The organism is Bradyrhizobium sp. (assembly GCF_052389815.1).
Taxonomy (GTDB): domain Bacteria; phylum Pseudomonadota; class Alphaproteobacteria; order Rhizobiales; family Xanthobacteraceae; genus Bradyrhizobium.
Map to the genome: position 1 here is coordinate 18,215 of NZ_JBQTHN010000083.1, position 19,700 is coordinate 37,914.

Below are 19,700 nucleotides of genomic sequence, written 5' to 3' on the forward strand. Positions count from 1 at the left end.
AGTGTTGGCATGGTTAACATCCGGTCCGGCTCACAATGTCGCCGATAGGGTTTCGCGGCGCGATGACAGTCAAACAGACTTTTTTGGTGGTGGGTGGGGACAGTCTCGTTGGCGGCGGCGTGGTTGACGCCCTACAGCGGCGCAGCCACCCGGTATTTGCGAGTACGCGCCGACGAAACACGCTTAATCCCCGGCGCGTCTTTCTCGACTTTGAGAGCGACAGGCCTTTCCTGGCGCCGGTTGCCGTCAATTATGTTTTTCTCATCGCGGCGGCAACGAACTACGATCGTTGCGAGAAAGATCCGCTTGCGAAAGTCATCAACGCCGAATTGATCCCGCGTGCCGTAGCGTCGCTCCTGGAGCAGGGGGTGTTTGTTACGTTCATCTCCACGAACGCAGTGTTTGGTGGTGACCGGCCGTGGCCGCATGAGGACGACCCGCATGCGCCGGGCATTGCTTACTCACAACAGAAATCCGAAGCCGAAAGCATCATTCGCGCCGCTGCTGAACAGCTGGGCACATGCGACCGATTGAATATCGTGCGTTTGACCAAAATCATGAACACGGGCGTGTCTCCGCTTCCCGCATGGTTTGCAGCGTGGAAGCGGGGCGAGCCTGTGGAGCCATTCTCGGACCTGATCTTTGCTCCGATATCGATAAGATTCGTGGGGGAAGCGCTTGCAACGATTGGCGAACGCCACATTGCCGGCAATCTTCATCTGTCGGGAGCTGACAACGTCACCTACGTCGAACTTGCCCATGCTCTTGCCCGGCGGCTTGGTGTCGATGCAGACTTGATCCGGCCTACGACATCCGTCGAGAAGGGTGTGAACATTCCGTTCAAGCCACGCTTCAGCGGTTTGGGAATGACCAGAACTACAGAGTTGAGCGGTATAAGGCCGCAACCGCTCGACCATCTTGTTGATGATCTGATTGCGGACATGAATGAATGACGGAGGAATTTATTGATGGCGGCGACACTTTCCCGTCGGCAAACGTGCCGATTATGCGACTCGAAAAACGTCGAGCGCGTTGTGAACCTCGAACCGATTCCGCTGTCAGAAAACTATTCGACCGACCGCGATATCGCGGCCAATTCGGCGCGATTTCCTGTCGACGTCTATATGTGCGCCGACTGCGGGCATGTGCAGCATTTGGATATCATCGACCCGAAGGATCTATGGGAATCCTATAGGTACTTTTCCGGCAACGCGAAGGGGATGCCGGAACATTTCCGTCGGATGGCCGAAAAGATGATGCGGAAAGCCCAGGCACCCAAGGGATCGCTCGTCATCGATATCGGCAGCAATGACGGCTCGTTGCTCAAGCTATTCAAGCAGGTTGGCCATCGAGTGCTTGGCATCGACCCTGCAACCGATGTTGCGGAGCAGGCGAACGCATCAGGTATTCCGACGATCCCATCATTGATGGCACTCGAACTTGCGCGGAAGATCCGCGAAGAGCACGGACCGGCGCACATAGTCTGCGCCTACAACGTATTCGCTCACGACGACAACCTGGCCGGTATAGCCGAAAGCGTGCGTACGGTGCTCGCCACTGACGGCTTATTCTTTTTCGAGGCTCAATATCTCATGGACATCGTCGAAGGTGCGCTCGTTGCCACCTTCTTCCACGAACACATGAGCCATCATTCGGTGAAATCTCTGGTTCAGTTCCTCGACCGTCATGGGTTGGAACTGATCGCGACCGAGCGGACACGCGCCCAGCATGGCTCTCTGATCGGCACGGTCCAGCTTAAGGGCGGGCGCAGGCCAGTGGAGGATTCCGTCACGCAATTGCTCGCGCTGGAACAAGAGCGGCATTTGAGTGAGCCGCAGACGTTGCGCGATTTCGGTGCGAAGATTAAGGAACTACGGGAACGAACCATCGGACTGGTCGCGAAGTGGAAAAAGGAAGGCGCGAAGATCGCGGGTTATGGCGCCGCGCGCAGTGGTCCGACTCTGATGGCCCAGTTTGGACTGGCCGGCGCGCTTGACTACATCGTCGATGATCATCCGCAAAAGGTCGGCAAGTATGAGACCGGCGATGGAGTTCTTATTGTTCCCACGTCGCAGCTATACGAACGGATGCCCAATTACACAGTGATCCTGGCATGGGTGCATTCGAAGAAAATTATTGAAACCAACCAGGAATATTTGGACAAAGGCGGACACTTCGTCGTGCTCTGTCCGGAGGCGCGAGTCGTCGGAAAACATGGCGACGTCAAGATTTGATTGACGGCAGCAACGGTGCGGAGCCGCAGGAAAGGCATAACGTCATGGACACGCCGAAGACCAAGGAAGCGCAATACCAGGTCTGCGTCGAAGCCGCCAGCGAGCGTGGCTATGAGACCCTTGGACTCCGCGGCAGCGAAAGCTGGTATCAGGATCCCAAGCACATCGTCTTTCGGTTGTCGCGTTACAAGTTCGTGTCGAAGATGCTGGCGGGCCGCAATCACGTCCTGGAGGTCGGGTGCGGCGATGCATTCGGAACCCGGATCGTCCAGGCCGAGGTCGGCAAACTCACAGCCATCGACTTCGATCCGGTGTTCATAGAAGACGTGAAGCGGCGGATGTTGCCACGATGGCAGTTCGAAGCGCATGTGCATGACATGCTCGACGGCCCTGTCCCTGGCGAGTTCGACGCAGTCTACTCGCTGGATGTATTGGAGCATATCGAGCCATCGAAGGAACTCCTGTTCCTGAAGAATGCGTTCGCGCCTCTCGACGTGAATGGCGCTGCAATTATTGGGCTGCCATCGCTTGAGAGTCAGCCTTACGCTTCACCGCAGTCGAAGGCGGGCCACATCAACTGCAAGTCGGCGCCGGAGCTAGGAAAGCTGATGGCCGAGTTCTTCTGTAACGTCTTTATGTTCAGCATGAATGATGAGGTGGTGCATACTGGCTTTCACAAGATGGCCAACTATGTATTTGCTATCGGCGCGGGCAAGCGATCCTGATCTGCCGCTCTGGACTTGCACGGCGACGACGCAGTCGAATTTTATGAAAAGGGAAGTTCAGCCGACACTCGGGCTCCATGACGAAGGCCACGCATGACATCGGATAGCGGTTCAGTCCTGCTCACAGCGGTGATCCCCAATTTCAATCATGGCGCCGTCCTTGGCGAGGCCATTCAGGCGCTTGCTGAACAGGTGCCGGGTGCCGACGAAATCGTCGTGGTCGATGATGCGTCCACTGATAACAGTATCGAAGTTCTGGAGCGTTTGAGCCTTAAGTATCCGAATTTGCGCATCGTACAGTTGCCGAGAAATATGGGTGCGATTTCTGCCCTGAATCGAGGCCTTCGGGAGGCGCGCGGAAAGTATGTGTATTTCGGCGCCGCCGACGATCTTACTCTGCCGGGCCTGTTCGAGGCGACGTTGGCGGAACTGGAGCGGCATCCGATGGCCGCATTCGCCAGCTGCGAGGTCGCGGTCGTTGACGCAGAGACAGGGAACAGAGGGGCCCGGCCTCCGGTACGCCCGAGCTACGCGCCGGCTTACTTAGCTCCCTCGGACGTCGCACGCGTCCTGAAACGGATCGATAACTGGATACTTACGGGGACTGCGGTCGTAAGACGAGACCTTCTGGTGGAGGTAGGCGGCTTTGATGCAGCAATGGGATCGTTTGCGGATAGTTTTGTTTTTCGTCGGTTGTCACTCAAGTACGGCTGCTGCTTTATTCCGCAATTGGGGCTCATTTGGCGGATAAACGCCACTGGAGTTTCCAGAACACATGTCGCCGATCCCGTGGCGAGCATGCAGACCTTGGATACAGCGATTGAGTCGATAAAGACCGATCCGGTATTTCCGGTTTGGTATGCGGCGGTATTTGAGCGTCGGTGGCGCTTTGCCATTGGAAGGATTGCGGCCGACGCTCGCCCGATGAACCGGGCCGTACTGCTCTATCTCTCTCCTGGACCTGTTAGTCGCGCCGTGTTGACTGGTGCGCTAAAGCTGGGCGGCGCTGTCGGTCGAGTTACCGCGCTCGGGTGGCTCAGCTTGCGGGAACGGCCTACTTCGATACTGGGCCTCATTCGCACGAGACTAGCCCGTAGTCGCTGGGTGAGGGCGTCTGCCAGATCCCGCACCGGATCTAACGCTCACGCGGTAGTAGGAACTCGACCGATTTCGAACCCGGACACATGACTACGCAAACCATTCAGACAATTGGTGCATCCATGCGGTGCTTACGAAAGGTCGCGAGCTTGTCGCGTGGTGGTCGAGACCATGTTCCAATAAGATAGGGCAGCCATCGCGTTTTCACCCGATACGCCAAGTTAGCCGCGCACTTCCTCGCCCTCGCGCCAATTGACGGAGGAATGGATGCCATCAAGGAACGTGGGTTTAGAATCTTTCTTCATTCGTTGACAGAACGGTTTCCTCGCTGCAACTATGTTCTCAATAAAGCTAAAGAAAACTTTGGCTCTACAAACGATTGAGGCCGACGTGGTCGGCGGAAGGATCATCTAAAAGTGACTGGGATCGAAAATACGATTCTGTCAGACGAGATTTCGCAAGGGGACGATGCGCGATTTTTGAGTCCGGAAGAACACCAAATATTTGAACGGCTTTTTGCTTCAGACTTTACTCTCGATGAGGGCCTAAAGCTCTACCACTCGGTAATTTCGAACGGTCGGCTGTTCCCAAAGAGATGGGAGATGCGCATCCTGGAATTAGGTCTGGCCGCCGACCCCAGTCGAGAGGACATGCGCGAGCGTTTGGCGTTTCTGCGTAATGTATCTACGGCGAAGGACGTGGCTAACCGCCAGGCTCTCTTGGATGACGCCAACCATTTGCCGACCGAAGGCCTTAGCGACGATGAAAAAATTGAATTAATGCTACTCTTGGGGGGCAGGACGAGTCTTGCCTCAGGATTAAAACTCCATTCGTCTCTAACCGCACGCGGTATCCCGTTTCCTATGGAGTGGGAAGAAAAGATTTTGGAACTTGTCCTTGCGGAAGATCCCGAGCGTCCGGATGTTCTTGGTCGTTATCGCCGTATTCTCCTGGCGTTGGGGAAATCTGTCCCGGCGACCGTCGAGCGTCGATATGAGGAGTTGGCTCGCGAAGAAGAATATGGCACCGATTATCAGCAAGCTGCAGCGCAGTATAATGAGAAGACTGGTTTCGACGATACCGAACCAGAATTCCGCGCCCTAGCCGAGCAAGTTCGGGCATTTACGATGACGTCGTTCGAGCGAATGTATGCGCTATATAAGGCGGTAGACTTTATCGAGCAGGCTGGAATTCCTGGAAGCATCGTTGAATGCGGCGTTTGGCGGGGCGGCAGCATGATGGTTGTCGCTCATCGTTTGTTGGCCCTGGGGCGTTGTGATCGCGATCTTTACCTATTCGACACCTATGAGGGGTTGCCACGCCCGGATGAGGTCAAAGATGTGGACGTGTGGGGTAACCGGGCCATCGATGGTTGGCTGCCCCGCCAAACGGGCGACGAAAGCAGTCATTGGGCAGAAGCCAGCCTAGAGGAGGTGCACGCCAATCTGCTTTCCACCGGCTACCCGGAAGCACGATTGCACCTAGTCAAGGGCATGGTTGAGCGAACCATTCCGGCCAAGGCTCCGGTTGCCATTGCACTCTTGCGTCTGGACACCGACTGGTACGCATCGACGAAGCACGAGATGGAGCAGCTTTTCCCTCGTCTCGCACGAAATGGAATACTAATCATCGACGACTATGGCCATTTCGAAGGCGCACGTCAGGCAGTAGATGAATACATTGCCGAGCATCGGCTACCTGTGCTTCTGAACCGCATCGACTATTCGGGTAGACTCATCGTAAAGACCTGTTGAGTTGTAGTAGCCGCCAAGCGGACAAACATCTCGGTCGCCAAGCGCGCCCGACATCGTACAACGGTGAATCTTGATGAGGACTGCCATCCATTAGGATCGAGGGCGCGGCGAAGATCAGTGCTCAATATTTGTTTGAGCTGTCGCTTGCAACCCTGAACCAGATCAACCTCGAGGAGGTGACCAAGTTGGCGATGCGAAATAGGTAGGAGCGTCTCGCAAGAATGCACGCGCCGCTATAAGCTGGCTGGCGGGCGACAAGACGAGGTGTTCGCATTCATTTTTTGTGAAGTAGCGGAGGCTCTTTATTTCCTCCCCATCAGGTCGATGCGATCCGGCGATCACACAAGCCTCGAAGGCAATCGTCGTGTAGTAGGCAACATCGCCATGGCGATATGTGATATGGAACTCATCGCCACCGAACACTCCAATCAGCTTCCTGGGTTGGACGAGAAGGCCCGTCTCCTCCCAGCACTCACGAACCGCTGCATCCGACGGGATCTCATCCGGATCGATGATCCCTCCGGGAAGGGTCCAAAATCCGGTATCGGCCTCCTCCGCTAAAAGTAGCCGCTCCTGTGCATCGAAAACCGAGACGGCTGCGGTCGTGAGGGTGAGAAGGTCATGCCCAACCTTGGCGCGAAGAGCAACTAGGTAAGGCGACATCGGCATCGATTATTCCATGCGAGACTAGACGAACCTCGGCACCAATTGTTAGTCGAAGCCTTCTAGTCGGGTCAACGCCCGCGTTAGGTTCTTCACGTTGCCAATCTATCCATTATTCTGCGATAGACGCCTCGGACAACGGGGCTAACAACTTTCGTGGTAAAGCGCTCGCTAAATCGCTTGTGTGCGGCCGCTCCCATGCGCCGACGGAGTTCGGTATTCGTTGCGAGCTGTTCGAGTCGGACGGATGCCTGATCCGCGTCTCCTTTTGGCACGAGGAAACCTTCGATCTGATCGCGAATAATGTCCCGGCAACCGACGACGTCGGTTGTGATGATAGGCCTCCCGGCCGCGGCTGCCTCAATGAGGCTGCGTGACAGACCTTCGCGGTACGAGAGTAGCATCGCGATGTGAAGTTGTCCCCACATATGGCCGACGTTAGAAACGCGGCCGTGCCAATAGACGCCCGTCCCGCTCGTAATATTACGCAAATCGGCTTCGGTCAGCGTCATCCGATTGGATGGGTCCGTCGCTCCAAAAAGGTGCAGCTCGAGCGGAATGCCTCTGGCGCGAACAATCCTCACGGCAGCAACGGCTTCCATGATTCCCTTGCCACGCACCATCCGCGCTACCACCCCAACCTTGATCGGTCCTCCGTCCGGTTCCGGCACGAACGGATATTCCGCAGGATCGACGCCTACTCCGCCAATAATCGTCAAATTTTTTGCATCAGGCGGTATACCAAATTCCGCCGGGTCCTCGGCATTTTCAAAAATGAATTCGGTATTCCGGCGATTCAATAGCAACCTCACCACTACGCGAATCGCGTTGCGCTGAAACCGCTCTTTGAGTCCGTTGTTGATCCATAGATGAACTAGTCCGGTGGGAGTCAGTGCGACATGCCTCATCCCCGCGATGCGCGACGCGAGGCCTGCCAGCACGACCATGCGAAGTCCGATGCAGTGAACGACATCGGGTTTGACTTCCCTGAGGATCCGCGCCATTCGGATGATCAACATCATATTGTAAATGATGCCAAGATTGCTACGTTCACTCTCCAGCGGAATTACCTGAAATCCGGAATCAGCAAGTGCTTTAGCGTGTTCTCGAATCCTGGTCGCAACGGCAACGCGAAAGCCGGTTTCAAGTGCCACGCCTGCGGTAACACTGAAATGCTCGAAAAAGGCCCAGTCTTCAGGAGCAAAATAGAGGATTTTCGGGGGCAAACGGATTCTTCCAAAGGAATAAGGCTCTTGCCTACCAGCACTTGCAATCCAGGGCAATTACGCTTTATATGAGTTGGCCCGCCCATCAATCGGATGTCGCCGGAGGCAGGTTGGGGCCTGCTTGGATCAGGATGTGGGCACTATTTGGATGGGGCGGACATTGCAGATGAGGGGCGCCTTGTTTCTGGGCATTATTGATTGTCGCTACCTCGACGGGACTCCGAGTCGGGCTCAATCCCGCAATGAGTGTGTTTGAGACGAGAGATTTCAAGGTGATTGTCGATGAGATCCGTTGTCCGATCGGCGACGGACGAAAAATTTCCTTTGTGTCGGGCAATTTTAACGTCGTCCATCCTGGCCACCTGCGCCTGCTAAGGTTTGCGGCTGAACTAAGCGACGTTCTGGTTGTCGGTGTCAGTTCGGATGCCACACCTGGCGTGACGTTGCCGATGGATCTGCGTCTGGACAGCGTGCGTTCGATTTCAATCGTGGATCGGGTGGTCGCCCTTAAGTCCGGGCCGGAGGAGTTCATCGCCGCGTTGCGGCCCGACTTTGTCGTGAAAGGCAAGGAATTCGAGGCTCGCGATAATCCCGAACGAAGCGTAGTAGAGGCTTACGGCGGTCGCCTCGTATTCAGTTCCGGTGAGCTGCGGTTCTCGTCGCTATCTCTGCTTGAGCGCGAGTACACGGAACCCAACTTCTCGGCGGTGAGAAAGCCGCGCGATTACCCGTTCAGATACGCCTTCCAAATGGGTGACCTGCGCAACAGCCTGGAGAAGTTTTCCGGCCTTCGCGTTCTGGTAGTCGGCGATCTCATCGTCGATGACTACATCACCTGCGACCCGCTTGGAATGTCGCAGGAAGATCCGACGATCGTTGTCACGCCAATCGAAACTAAGACGTTTGTAGGTGGCGCGGGTGTCGTTGCGGCTCACGCGCGCGGGCTTGGCGCCGAGGTGCGGTATTGCGCGGTTGTCGGCGACGACGAGGCAGCAAAATTTGCGACTATGACGCTGGAGAAGCAGGGCGTTGCATTTGATCGCTTTCCGGACGACAGCCGTCCTACAACGCGCAAGCAGCGTTTCCGCGCTCAGAACAAGACGCTGTTGCGGGTCAATCATCTTCGGCAACACCCGGCTAGTCCGGAAATCCAGACAAGAATGCTTGCGTCGGTCGAGGCGGCGTTGCCGCACACTGATCTAATTCTGTTCGCCTGCTTCAACTACGGGTGTCTTCCGCAGCCGCTGGTCCAGGCCATTGCGGACAAAGCAGCAGCGCGCTCTATCATGATGGCTGCCGACAGCCAAGCTTCCTCGCAGTTGGCTGATGTTTCTCGATTCAGGAATATGACGCTGATTACACCGACGGAGCGCGAAGCGCGTCTGGCGCTGAATGATTTTGAATCGGGCCTTGCTGTGATCGGCGATCGGCTTCAGGCAAAAGCGCTGGCCGAAAACCTGGTGATTACATTAGGCGCCGAAGGCATGTTGATCAATACCGTCAAGGACGACGTCTTTCGAACCGACCGTCTCCCGGCATTCAACGTGTCACCGATGGATGTCGCGGGCGCAGGCGATAGTTTCTTCACGAGCGCGTCGATGGCGTTGTGCGTGGGATCGGATATCTGGCAGAGCGCCTATCTTGGAGCCTTGGCGGCTGCCCTGCAAGTATCCCGGGTGGGAAACACTCCCTTGGCCAAGTCGGATCTCATGTCTGAAATCGACGACACGCGCTTCGATGTCCGCGAGCATACCTGAATGGAGTTCTGATATGCGGGCCTTACTTCTGGCCGCTGGCATTGGCAGCAGGCTGCGTCCGCTAACGGACCGGTTGCCAAAATGTCTGGTTCAAGTGCGCGGCCGTCCGCTACTCGATTACTGGCTCGATCTTGTGCTCCAAGCTGGTATCGAGCGCGTGCTTATCAATACCCATTGGCTGGCACCGCAGGTTCGTGCATTCGTGGAGGCTTCACCTTGGGCCGCCCGGATTGATCTGGTCCACGAAGACTCATTGTTAGGGACGGGCGGCACGGTTCTTGCCAACCGGGATTGGTTTCAGAACCAGCCGTTTCTATTAGCGCACGCCGACAATCTGACCGACTTCGATGTGGCCAGTTTTGTTAAGGCTCATGAGAATCGTCCCAATGGTCATGCCCTGACCATGCTCGCCTTCCGCACGGATGATCCCGGTTCGTGTGGAATCTTGGAGTTGGATCAGCATCACACGGTTCTGGCTTTTCATGAGAAAGTCCAAAATCCTCCGGGTAATCTCGCCAACGGCGCAGTGTACATTTTTGAACCGGAGGTCGTCGAGGGCATTGCCAGTCTCAAAAAACCAATCGTGGACCTGTCAACGGAGATCATCCCAAAATACCTTGGTCGGATTCTGTGCGTTGAAACAGATGGTTACCATCGGGATATCGGCAACCCTGAGAGCTTGCGTCGGGCCAATTCCGAGTTTAAGCAGAGGGCGGGGTCGGGAAAAAATGGGTTTCAGGAGCGTCTCATTCGGGCTTTTGATCTGCTTGCAGTCCGTGAGTAGCTCAGGGCCGTCTGCGACATTGCGTGCCTAATTTGGCTTTGGGGCGGCGACACAATGAAAATCTTTTTGACGGGGGCCTGCGGATACAAGGGCAGCGTGCTTGTTCCAAAGCTTCTCAAGGCAGGCCATAAGGTCGTCGCGTTCGACGTCATGTGGTTCGGAAATTTTCTTGAACCACATCCTGATCTAACCGTCGTAAAAGGGGATGTCCGCAATCCCGACGAGATTGATCTTACCGGCGTGGATGCAATCATCCACCTTTCGAGCGTCGCAAATGATCCGTGCGGCGACTTAGACCCGAAGCTGACTTGGGAAATTAGCTGCCTTGCCACGATGCAGCTCGCCGATCGAGCCAAGCGCCACGGTATTAAGCGATTCATTTACGCTTCGTCGGGAAGCGTCTATGGCGTGAAGGAAGAGGAGCACGTAACCGAGGATTTGGAGCTACTTCCGATCTCCGAATACAACAAAACAAAAATGTGCGGCGAGCGCATTGTGCTATCCTACAAGGACGACATGGTGGTCCAGATCGTCCGGCCGGCAACAGTATGTGGCTATTCTCCGCGTCAGCGGCTCGATGTTTCCGTTAACATGCTGACGATGCAGGCGCTGATGAATGGTCGTATCACCGTATTTGGCGGCGATCAAACCCGCCCCAATATTCACATTGATGACATCACGGATTTGTACCTCTTTCTGCTCGAACACCCCGAACATACTGGCATATTCAACGCAGGGTTCGAGAACATTACGATCCTCGATATCGCCAACCTAGTTGCAAAGCATATTAAGGCCGAAATCGTCGTGACGCCGTCCAACGACCCTCGCAGCTACCGAGTGAATTCCGATCGCTTGCTGGCGACCGGCTTTCGGCCCAAAAAGACCGTCGAGGATGCCATCACGGAAATTATGGGCATGTACTCGCAGGGACGGCTCAAAAATGAAGACCGCTGGTACAATTTGAAGTGGATGGAAAAGGGTATCGTAAAATGAACGCACTTCCGTTTCCGACCCCGGCCAAGCTCTTTGCCGATTATTCCAAGCGCCTGTCGGCAACGCTAGACGATTTCGACTGGGCACCGGTCGAGCGGCTGGCCCATGAGCTGCGCGATTGCTGGCAAACAGGGCGGCAGGTGTTCTTTGTAGGCAATGGCGGAAGCGGTGGCAACGCCAACCATCTTGCTAACGATTTCCTGTATGCGCTGTCGAAAACGCCCGGTTCGGGGTTGCGCGCCCATTCACTCGTGTCCAATCCGTCCGTCATTACCTGTCTCGCAAACGATGAGGGTTACGACCGGGTATTTTCGCTGCAGCTCTCCGTGATGGCGCGCAGAGGCGATGTGCTAATCGCGTTCTCGGGATCAGGCAATTCTCCGAACATCGTTTGCGCAATCGAGGAAGCAAAAAGTATCGGCATGACGACCTATGCCGTGTTGGGTTTCTCCGGTGGAAAATGCAAAGCTTTGGCTGACGTTCCGATTCATTTCGAAGTCAATGACATGCAGATTGCAGAGGACGCGCAGGTGATCATCGGCCACATGTTGATGCAATGGCTGCATGCGCAACGCGGCGACGTCACGCCGCTTAAGAATTGAAGAATCCGTCATGGCGCGTGAGAAATACCTTATCCTCGGGTCAAACTCGTTTTCCGGGGCGACTTTTGCTGATTTTCTGGCTGCCGCTGGCCATCACGTCATCGCAACCAGCCGCTCGCACGAGCCGCACGACGCCTTCCTGCCGTACAAATGGAACAAAAGGCCAGGCAAGGTCGATTTCCAGAGAATAGATCTCAATCACGACCTTGAAGCGTTGAAGTCGCTGCTTGCTCGCGAGAAGCCGACCCACGTCGTGAATTTCGCAGCACAGAGCATGGTCGGCGAAAGCTGGCTAAACCCTGATCACTGGATGATGACGAATGTTGTTTCTGCTGTCCGGTTGCATGATCTGCTCCGCAACTACGACAGTCTCGATCGCTACATTCATGTCACCACGCCGGAGGTCTATGGTTCGACCGAAGGCTGGGTAAGTGAAGAGGCGCCCTTTAATCCATCAACGCCTTATGCAGTGTCGCGCGCTGCCGGAGACATGAGTCTACGGACTTATTTCGCGAATTACCAGTTTCCTGTGGTCTTCACGCGTGCGGCCAATGTTTATGGTCCTGGACAGCAACTTTATCGCATCGTGCCGCGCACGATCATTGCAGCCATGGGCGGGCAGAAGCTGCGCCTCGACGGCGGCGGCAAATCAATCCGAGTCTTCATCCACATGACCGATGTGTCGGATGCGACGCTGCGGATTGCAACATCGGGCCAGGTTGGCGCGACCTATCATATTTCCGGTTACGAGCTGGTGTCGATCCGGACACTGGTAGAAATGATCCTCAAGCGGCTCGGCAAGTCCTTTGACGAGTGTGTCGAGATCGGACCCGAACGCCCCGGCAAAGATACTGCCTATACACTTGATAGTTTCAAATTGCGAACGGAACTAGGCTGGCGCGATACCATTTCGCTCGAACAAGGTGTCGATGATGTCATTGCCTGGGCGGGCCGATTCAGCAAGGACATGACGAAGTTGCCGTCAAAGTATGAGCACAAGCCCTGATGACGAAGCGTCGCGCGATCGGGAGACCATGATGCACGGTTTAGTTAGCAAGTCCGCCGCAAGGGGGCCGGACGTCACCGCCTTAAAAGGCGAGGCTGCTCGCTTGCGCGGCAAGATCATCGATATGTCGCATGCGGCGCAAGCCGCTCATCTTGCGTCTTCGCTGTCCTGTGCGGATGTGCTGGTTGCGGCCTACTGGCACGCGCTCAACATCGATCCGAAGAAGCCAACTGACCCACTGCGCGATCGATTTATTCTGTCGAAAGGGCATGCGGCGGCAGCCCTTTACGCAACGCTCGCAATGAAGGGTTACTTTCCGATCGAGGAATTGAAAACCTATTGTCAAGATGGCGGACGCCTCGCGGAGCATCCGCCGGCGAATCTGTTACCAGGTGTCGAGGCGGCGACCGGTTCACTCGGCCATGGCCTGCCGCTGGGTTGCGGTATGGCATTATCGGGACGAATCAAGGGAGAAACCTTCCGCGTGTTCGCGCTGTTGTCGGACGGCGAGAACAACGAAGGTTCGGTCTGGGAGTCGGCAATGTTCGCTTCCGCCCAGAGGCTCGAAAACCTATGCGTGATCGTCGATTACAACAAGTGGCAGGCGACGGCGCGGTCAAATGAGACACTGATGCTGTCGCCGCTTCGGGACAAGTGGGCGGCATTCCGATGGGATGCCTATGAAATCGACGGACATGACGTTGGAGCGCTCGCGGACGCGATGCGCCGGGTGCCGAACGGCTCTGGCAGGCCGGTTGCACTAATTGCGCACACCGTAAAAGGCAGGGGCGTTTCATTTATGGAAGACGATAACAATTGGCACTATCGCGCTCCAAACGCGGAAGAGGTCGTGAGGGCGCACAAGGAGCTCGGTCTCGCATGAGAAACGCATTCGCAGATGAGCTGACGAAACTCGGCAACGAAGACCCGCGAATCGTCATGCTGTCGGGTGACATCGGCAACCGGCTGTTCGATAAGTTTAAGGACAAGCATCCGCTGCGGTTCTTCAACTGCGGCGTGGCGGAGGCCAATATGATGGGTGTCGCCGCCGGTATGGCGATGAACGGGTTGCGCCCGGTCGCCTACACCATCACGCCGTTCGTCACTACGCGTTGCCTCGAACAGATTCGCACAGATGTTTGTTATCATGAAGTGCCAGTGACGATCGTCGCGGTCGGTGCAGGGATGGCCTATGCCGGCCTTGGTCCCACGCATCACGCGTGCGAGGATATTTCCTTTCTGCGCGCGATCCCGAACATGATAGTGATCTGCCCGGCTGATGCCCACGAAGTGCGCGGCGCGCTGCGCGCCGCCATGCGGCAGGACCGTCCCGTCTATATTCGCATGGGCAAGAAGGGCGAACCCGTCGTTCATTCGGGCGCACTTACGGACTTTGCCATCGGCAAGGCCATCACTATCTCGGAGGGCAAGGATGTCTGCCTGCTATCGACGGGCAATATGCTTCCCGAGGTGATAGAAGCTGCGCACATGCTGGAAGAAAAGGGCATCAGTTCCCAGGTTGTAAGCTTCCACACGGTCAAGCCGTTGGATGAAGCCTGCCTCAGGGGTGCGTTCGGTCAGTTCCGGCTGGTTGCCACCGTCGAGGAGCATTCGCTGATTGGCGGTTTTGGCTCGGCAGTGTCAGAATGGCTCGCCGATACCGATACCAGGCGCCAGAAATTCATGCGTTTCGGCACGCCGGATGCATTCTTCAAGAAATCCGGCGAACAAGACTACGCGCGCGAGATGCTAGGGCTATCCGCTCATCAGATTTCCGACAAGATAGTTCACGCCCTCAACTGAGAAAAATATGAAAACCGAAGCTGCTCTCCTCGTCGCAACGGGGAAACCTCTGGTCTTGGCCGAGATTGAAATCCCAGCGCTGAAGCCCGGTCAGGTTCTCGTTGAGATTGCCTTTTCTGGAGCATGCGGGACGCAGGTGATGGAATGGCGCGGCGACAAGGGCGAAGACAAATGGGTCCCGCATTGTCTCGGTCACGAGGGCACCGGTACGGTGTTGGAGACCGGAATTGCGGTTTCCAAGGTAAAGCCCGGCGACAAGGTCGTGATGTCCTGGATCAGGGGCAACGGCATCGAGGCCGGTGGCACGGTCTATAAATGGGAAGGCAAGAAGGTTAATGCAGGTGGTGTCACCACTTTTCAGCGCCATGCCGTGGTGAGTGAAAACCGCCTGATCCTGGTTCCGGAAGGGCTTCCGATGGACGTCGCGGTGTTGCTTGGCTGTGCGGCTCCTACCGGCATGGGCGCCGTTTACAATGTTCTCAAGGTGCAGCCCGGCGATTCAGTCGCGGTGTTCGGCACTGGTGGCATCGGCCTCAATGCGCTGATGGCGGCTGCGCTTGCCGGCGCGATGCCGGTGATCGGCGTCGATCCCAATCCAACCCGGCGCGCGCTCGCGAAACTTTACGGCGCCACCCACGTGATTGATCCATCCGCGGGCGACGCGGTCGCGGAAATCAAGAAGATCGTCCCACAGGGCATCGATCTGGCCGTCGAGTCCTCGGGTGTGCCGATGGTGATGGACCAAGCTGTCAACGCGACCCGGCAGCAGGGTGGCCGAGCCGTCGTCATCGGCAACGCCAAGTTCGGCGCCACGCTGTCGCTTAATCCCGCCGTTTTCAATCAGGGCAAGAGCCTACTCGGCACTTGGGGCGGTGACAGCCTCCCGGATCGCGATTTTGGCCGCTTCGGACGTCTCCTTGGATCTGGGCGATTCCCGGTGCGTGACCTTCTGTCGACGCCTTATTCGCTCGCGCAAGCCGAGCAGGCTTTGCAGGATCTGGCTGTCGGCAAGGTCGGTCGCCCGCTGATCGATATGTCACTGCGGTAAGGCAAGAACGCCATGCGGATCGGGATCGACTTCGATAATACGATCGCTTGTTATGATGGCGTCTTTCACGCAGCAGCTTTGGAAAAAGGCCTGATCCCGGCCTCGCTCGGCCGCGACAAGAACAGCGTGCGCGACCATCTCAACAACTCCGGCCGGAAGGACGATTTCACGGAGCTACAAGGTTATGTCTACGGCGAGCGGATGGAATTGGTTTCGACTTATCCAGGCTTAGCGGGCTTCGTCGCGGCGGCGCGCGGCGCCGGGCACACCCTGTTCATCGTCAGCCATAAAACGAAACATCCGATCTTGGGGCCGAAGCACGATATGCATGCGGCGGCGCGCGGGTTTTTGTCCGCGCAACGACTGTTGGGGCCCAATGCAGACCAGATCGATCCCGCCAACGTGTTTTTTGAAATAACCAAGGAGGAAAAGGTGGCGCGCGCCGCCGAACTCCGCTGCGACGTCTTTATTGACGACCTGCCGGAGATTCTCGCGATGCAGGGCTTTCCCGCGGGCATGCGCCGCATCCTGTTCGATCCGGAAGGTCAGTTCGCCGGATCGAATGGCTTCGACCGGCTGACCTCGTGGGCCGCGATAGCGGCGGATTTGAACCGTGAGCGGGTCTGACGCAATCATCGATCCAGCGCTGCGCGACGTCGCGGGCCGTCTGGCGTCTGCCGCGGGCAGGGGGCGGGTTTCCAATCTTTCACGGCTCGCGGGCGGCAAGAATAACCAGGTCTATCGCGTGGACCTGGAGGGAAGCGAGCCGCTGGTACTGAAGCGCTATTTCAGCGATCCGCGCGACCCTCGCGATCGGCTGGCGGCCGAGTGGGGCTTTCTGCAGCACGCATGGTCGCGCGGCGTGCGCACGATCCCGCAGCCTCTGGCGAGCGAACTGGCCTCCCGGACGGGCCTCTACACCTTTGTGCCGGGCCGAAAACTCGGTCCCTCTGAAATCGGTGCACCGGAGGTCGATGCGGCGATCGACTTCGTTCTCGCCGTCAACGGGTCGCCACGCGATCCGCTGGCACTTGCGCCCGGCTCGGAAGCCTGCTTCAGCCTCGCCGAGCACCTCGATACAGTGGAACGGCGTGTCGCACGGCTTCGCGATCTCGATCCTGAAGCGCCTTATACCGGGGATGCGCGACGGTTTGTCGCGGAAATGCTGTTACCCACCTGGATCGCGGCGCGAAAGCGGATTGCCGGCGCTGCCAACGCCGCCGGGTTGTCGTTCGACAAGAGGCTTAGGCCCGAAGATTGCTGCCTGTCGCCATCCGATTTCGGCTTCCACAACGCGCTCTCGTACGGCGCTGACAAACTCACGTTCCTGGATTTCGAATATGCCGGTCGCGACGATCCGGCCAAGCTGGTGTCGGATTTCTTCTGCCAGCCGGAGATCCCTGTGCCGCTATCTTTTCACGGACATTTTGTGACGCGCCTTGCCGATGGTCTCGGGCTTGATGAGGGCAGCCGGACGCGTTGCCGGATTCTGCTCGACGCTTATCGCATCAAGTGGACCTGCATCATTCTCAATGATTTCCTGCCGCTGGGCGCCGCACGCCGCGCCTTCGCCGATGCCGGCCTGTGGGCCGCGCGTTGCGCAACCCAGTTGGCAATGGCCCAGGCTAACGTCGCCGGCATGGCGGCCTGATCAATCCACGACCTCATGAGGACTTGCTAATGGCCTACCGTGAATTCGTCAATCTGGTTCACAAATCCACCAAGCGTGATTACCTCGCGCGCGTTACCCAGCGCGACAAGGCAGACGTGGCCGATCTGGCGGTCAAGTTCGACTTCGATTATTGGGACGGAAGCCGCGAGACCGGCTACGGTGGCTACAAATACGACGGCCGCTGGCGCAAAGTGGCAGACGCGATGGTGGAGACCTACGGCATTAAGCCAGGCATGCGTGTGCTCGACGTCGGCTCCGGAAAAGGATTTATCCTCCACGACTTCCTCGAAAGCGTTCCCGGCATCGAGGTCGCCGGCATCGATATCTCGAGCTATGGCGTCGAACACACCATGGAAGACGTCAGGCCATTCTGCCAGGTTTGCTCAGCTACAAAGCTTCCGTACGCTGATAAGTATTTCGACCTCGTTATCTCAATCAATACGCTACATAATTTGTTCAACTACGATCTCGATTCCGCATTTAGGGAAATCGAGCGGGTCGGGCGGGGTGCGAAGTACATTTGTGTCGAGGGTTATCGCAACGAACGCGAGAAGGTGAACCTGATGTATTGGCAGCTGACCTGTCGGGCTTTCCATACGCCGGAAGAATGGGACTTTATTTTCAAGCAGACCGGTTATATCGGCGATCACGAATTCATCTTCTTCGAGTGATTGCCAAGGCTCCCAGTTCGATGCTTCTTTCCAAATGGCGCGATCCTGTAGCGTGGTTTCTGTACGTCGATTTGCTCGCCGTTCTGGCTGCGGCATTGTTGCCCTGGTCCACGACCGGGTTCGCCATCTTGCTGGTGCTTTGGCTGCTCGCGCTGATTCCGCTAATCCCGACACTGGACGTGGGCGCGTTCTTACGTCTGCTATCGCGCCCGATCTGTCTGTTACCCCTTGCCATCTTCGTTCTGGCGGTCGTCGGGACGCTTTGGGCAGATGTTCCGTGGCAGGCGAGGCTTCATGGCATCAAGCCAGTGGCCAAGTTACTGGTAATACCGTTCTTACTTTACCATTTCGAGCGTTCACAGCGTGGCAGCTGGGTCTTCGCTGCCTTTCTAGCTTCCTGCGCATTGCTGATGGGCCTCTCATGGATTGTGCTGTTTGCGCCTGAGTTGAAACTGACGGCTACCAAAAATGCTGGCGTACCAGTCAAGAACTATATCGATCAGAGCCAGGAATTCGCGCTTTGTATGGTGGCACTGGCGCCTTTGGTCATCACTTTGTACAAACAACACCGCTATGTAATAGCGGCAGCCTGCACGGCTCTTGTGCTCGCTTTCTTTACCAATATGGCGTTCGTGGTATCGGCACGTGCGGCGCTGATCTATGTTCCGGTGCTGCTCATTGTTTTTGCCATCGTGCATCTCGACCGACGCAAATCAGCACTGCTGTTAGTAGGCATCATCGTGACCGCAACAGCTATCTGGTTCACCTCGCCGTATTTGCGGGGCCGAATCAAGGACATCGCATCCGAATATCAATTTTATCAAGAGAATGTCCCATTCTCGACCGGGCAGAGGCTCAAATACTGGCAAAAATCGGTCAGTTTTTTTGTGGTCGCGCCGATCTTCGGCAACGGGACCGGCTCGATCATGCAATTGTTCGAGCGTGACGCGGTTGGACAGACCGGGCTTGCTGCTGAGGTCACCGGAAACCCGCATAATCAGACACTCAACGTCGCAGTTCAATGGGGCATGACCGGGATCGCGGCGTTGTATGCAATGTGGCTGGTTCACCTGTTTTTATTTCGCGGAGATGGGTTGGCGAATTGGATAGGGCTGCTGGTCGTAGTGCAAAATGTTGTGAGTTCGCTGTTCAATTCACACCTGTTCGATTTCCATGAAGGATGGATGTACGTCCTGGGTGTCGGTATCGCGGGCGGCATGAGCTTGAGGGCGAGACAACGCGAAGCGTATAGAGTGCCAGGGCACCAGGACTCCGGCAGAAGCGTTCGGGATGATCAAAGGTTCTCTCAAAACTAAACTCTAGGTGCGCGGTGGATTGAGGGTCGCGGGAAGACACAATAGGAATTACACAACAATTTCAATAACATATGAGTTCGTAGTTTTATTCTGAATGGCGCACCCGACACGATTCGAACGTGTGACCTTTGCCTTCGGAGGGCAAGGTTGAGCCTTCAGGCGACCGCCTGAAACAAAAGTCTGACATGACTGCACGTCCCCGCCAACCTCACACACGTCTTATGTCGGTAGCACACGATATGTCCGGTTTAGGTAGCACACGATCTGTCCGGTATTTTGGCCCTTTTGGTTGGGGTTGGGATGCGCCGGACAGAAGCTCGACAAGGTGTGCGAATGATCAAGTTTCTG

The 19,700-nt window shown here is 56.5% G+C and carries 19 protein-coding genes; 17 read left to right on the top strand and 2 right to left on the bottom strand.

Annotation, left to right across the window (positions count from 1 at the left end):
* Positions 1 to 62 precede the first annotated feature (62 nt).
* The 5 genes from ACT4OC_RS15005 (at position 63) to ACT4OC_RS15025 (ending at position 5,811) form a co-directional block, all read left to right on the top strand.
* A complete protein-coding gene (locus ACT4OC_RS15005) occupies positions 63 to 953 on the top strand; it encodes a sugar nucleotide-binding protein (protein ID WP_444839785.1) in 891 nt (296 codons plus the stop codon).
* A 15-nt stretch (positions 954 to 968) separates the two neighbouring features.
* Positions 969 to 2,234 carry a methyltransferase domain-containing protein gene (locus ACT4OC_RS15010; protein WP_444839786.1) on the top strand — a complete coding sequence of 422 codons (1,266 nt, stop codon included), beginning with the start codon at positions 969 to 971 and terminating at the stop codon, positions 2,232 to 2,234.
* A gap of 44 nt (positions 2,235 to 2,278) precedes the next feature.
* Positions 2,279 to 2,959, top strand: coding sequence for a class I SAM-dependent methyltransferase (locus ACT4OC_RS15015; RefSeq protein ID WP_444839787.1), 681 nt, complete (start codon positions 2,279 to 2,281; stop codon positions 2,957 to 2,959).
* A gap of 93 nt (positions 2,960 to 3,052) precedes the next feature.
* Entirely contained in the window at positions 3,053 to 4,147 is a 1,095-nt protein-coding gene (locus tag ACT4OC_RS15020) for a glycosyltransferase family 2 protein (RefSeq protein WP_444839788.1), read from the top strand.
* 326 nt (positions 4,148 to 4,473) lie between these two features.
* Positions 4,474 to 5,811 (top strand): TylF/MycF/NovP-related O-methyltransferase, encoded by a 1,338-nt coding sequence (locus ACT4OC_RS15025; RefSeq protein ID WP_444839789.1) that lies wholly within the window; start codon positions 4,474 to 4,476, stop codon positions 5,809 to 5,811.
* Positions 5,812 to 5,973: 162 nt separating this feature from the next.
* Here ACT4OC_RS15025 and ACT4OC_RS15030 read toward each other — a convergent pair whose 3' ends face one another.
* On the bottom strand, positions 5,974 to 6,480 hold the full coding sequence (locus ACT4OC_RS15030) for an NUDIX domain-containing protein (protein WP_444839790.1): 507 nt from the start codon (positions 6,478 to 6,480) through the stop codon (positions 5,974 to 5,976).
* Positions 6,481 to 6,566: 86 nt separating this feature from the next.
* The gene (locus tag ACT4OC_RS15035; RefSeq protein WP_444839791.1) at positions 6,567 to 7,700 is read right to left on the bottom strand and encodes a glycosyltransferase family 4 protein; all 1,134 of its coding nucleotides are present in this window, start codon (positions 7,698 to 7,700) and stop codon (positions 6,567 to 6,569) included.
* Positions 7,701 to 7,942: 242 nt separating this feature from the next.
* Here ACT4OC_RS15035 and ACT4OC_RS15040 point away from each other — a divergent pair, with 242 nt between their 5' ends.
* The 12 genes from ACT4OC_RS15040 to ACT4OC_RS15095 are packed head-to-tail and all read left to right on the top strand — an operon-like array spanning position 7,943 to position 19,352.
* Positions 7,943 to 9,457 (top strand): PfkB family carbohydrate kinase, encoded by a 1,515-nt coding sequence (locus tag ACT4OC_RS15040; protein ID WP_444839792.1) that lies wholly within the window; start codon positions 7,943 to 7,945, stop codon positions 9,455 to 9,457.
* 13 nt (positions 9,458 to 9,470) lie between these two features.
* Positions 9,471 to 10,241 (top strand): nucleotidyltransferase family protein, encoded by a 771-nt coding sequence (locus ACT4OC_RS15045; protein ID WP_444839793.1) that lies wholly within the window; start codon positions 9,471 to 9,473, stop codon positions 10,239 to 10,241.
* Between the two features lie 54 nt (positions 10,242 to 10,295).
* Positions 10,296 to 11,234, top strand: a complete 939-nt coding sequence (locus ACT4OC_RS15050) for an NAD-dependent epimerase/dehydratase family protein (protein ID WP_444839794.1) — start codon at positions 10,296 to 10,298, stop codon at positions 11,232 to 11,234.
* Positions 11,231 to 11,836 carry an SIS domain-containing protein gene (locus tag ACT4OC_RS15055; protein ID WP_444839795.1) on the top strand — a complete coding sequence of 202 codons (606 nt, stop codon included), beginning with the start codon at positions 11,231 to 11,233 and terminating at the stop codon, positions 11,834 to 11,836. The genes ACT4OC_RS15050 and ACT4OC_RS15055 overlap by 4 nt, the downstream gene beginning before the upstream one ends.
* Positions 11,837 to 11,846: 10 nt before the next feature.
* Complete coding sequence (locus ACT4OC_RS15060; protein ID WP_444839796.1) at positions 11,847 to 12,842, top strand: GDP-mannose 4,6-dehydratase; 996 nt, start codon at positions 11,847 to 11,849, stop codon at positions 12,840 to 12,842.
* A 31-nt stretch (positions 12,843 to 12,873) separates the two neighbouring features.
* Entirely contained in the window at positions 12,874 to 13,725 is an 852-nt protein-coding gene (locus ACT4OC_RS15065; RefSeq protein WP_444839797.1) for a transketolase, read from the top strand.
* A complete protein-coding gene (locus ACT4OC_RS15070) occupies positions 13,722 to 14,645 on the top strand; it encodes a transketolase family protein (RefSeq protein WP_444839798.1) in 924 nt (307 codons plus the stop codon). The genes ACT4OC_RS15065 and ACT4OC_RS15070 overlap by 4 nt, the downstream gene beginning before the upstream one ends.
* Positions 14,646 to 14,652: 7 nt before the next feature.
* Complete coding sequence (locus ACT4OC_RS15075; protein WP_444839799.1) at positions 14,653 to 15,693, top strand: zinc-binding dehydrogenase; 1,041 nt, start codon at positions 14,653 to 14,655, stop codon at positions 15,691 to 15,693.
* 12 nt (positions 15,694 to 15,705) lie between these two features.
* Positions 15,706 to 16,320: a hypothetical protein gene (locus tag ACT4OC_RS15080; RefSeq protein ID WP_444839800.1), complete on the top strand. Its 615-nt coding sequence runs from the start codon at positions 15,706 to 15,708 to the stop codon at positions 16,318 to 16,320.
* Positions 16,307 to 17,344 carry a phosphotransferase gene (locus ACT4OC_RS15085; protein ID WP_444839801.1) on the top strand — a complete coding sequence of 346 codons (1,038 nt, stop codon included), beginning with the start codon at positions 16,307 to 16,309 and terminating at the stop codon, positions 17,342 to 17,344. The genes ACT4OC_RS15080 and ACT4OC_RS15085 overlap by 14 nt, the downstream gene beginning before the upstream one ends.
* A 29-nt stretch (positions 17,345 to 17,373) precedes the next feature.
* On the top strand, positions 17,374 to 18,036 hold the full coding sequence (locus tag ACT4OC_RS15090; protein WP_444839802.1) for a class I SAM-dependent methyltransferase: 663 nt from the start codon (positions 17,374 to 17,376) through the stop codon (positions 18,034 to 18,036).
* A gap of 20 nt (positions 18,037 to 18,056) precedes the next feature.
* Positions 18,057 to 19,352, top strand: a complete 1,296-nt coding sequence (locus ACT4OC_RS15095; protein WP_444839803.1) for an O-antigen ligase family protein — start codon at positions 18,057 to 18,059, stop codon at positions 19,350 to 19,352.
* The last annotated feature ends 348 nt before the right edge of the window (positions 19,353 to 19,700 follow it).